Source organism: Vibrio sp. 2134-1 (assembly GCF_033339495.1).
Map to the genome: position 1 here is coordinate 1 of NZ_JAWOUS010000235.1, position 873 is coordinate 873.

The 873-nt window shown below is 45.5% G+C and carries 1 protein-coding gene; it reads left to right on the forward strand.

Annotated elements, in window-relative coordinates; all coding sequences use genetic code 11:
- Positions 1-860 (forward strand): chemotaxis protein CheW (locus R7R78_RS25155; RefSeq protein ID WP_225474505.1); only part of this gene is annotated, 860 nt, incomplete at its 5' end.
- Positions 861-873: the final 13 nt, after the last annotated feature.

An 873-nucleotide genomic window follows, 5' to 3' on the forward strand; every position in this document is an offset into this window, starting at 1 on the left:
CAGAGTCAGACTCTTACCAGTTTCGCGAAAACTACGCACCGCAACTGGAAGCGCCGAATTTAGAAGACGTTCAAAGGTTATTGAGTCAACTCGAATCGACCAATGTCGTAGATGAGTTAGACATAGACGACATTTTGGAACAGAACACCATCGACATTGCGATTCACGCAAAGTCGATACAACCAGACGTTGAAGTAGCTCTTGAGTCACCAATAGAAGTGGTTGAAGAAATTCAAGAATGGGTGATAGAAGAGCCTGTTTCTGAAGTAATTCAAACTGAGGTAGCTCAAGTCGAAACGGTAGAAGTTGATCCTGAGATAGAACAAGACATAGCGATAGAACAGCAAACCAAAACGCAACTGGAAACCGAGGCGAGCCCTGCGATCCCCAATACGTGGGAAGGCACGCAAAGAAGTGAAGATTTTCAAGTGCTTTACTTTGATGTCAACGAAGTGACATTTGCCGTACCGCTCGATGAATTGGGTGGCATTCATCGCATTACCGAGCTCAACCACCTTATTGGTCGACCAGCCTGGTACTTAGGTTTACAGACGAACCGCGAACAGCAGTTTGATGTCGTCGACACTGCAAAGTGGGTGATGGCAGACAAACTCCGTGGGGATGAATACAAAGATAACTACCAATACGTTGTCATGCTTGGTGAAAGCATGTGGGGTTTGGCCAGTAACCAACTATTGGGTACTGAAACCCTAAATGGCGACAATGTTCGTTGGCGAGAACAAGCGGGTAAACGCCCTTGGCTAGCGGGCATGGTGAAAGAAAAAATGTGTGCTTTAATTCATGTCCAAGCACTTATAGACATGCTAAACGCCGGTTTAGATGTCAAATCACTGAATTAGATTTAAGTCGGGA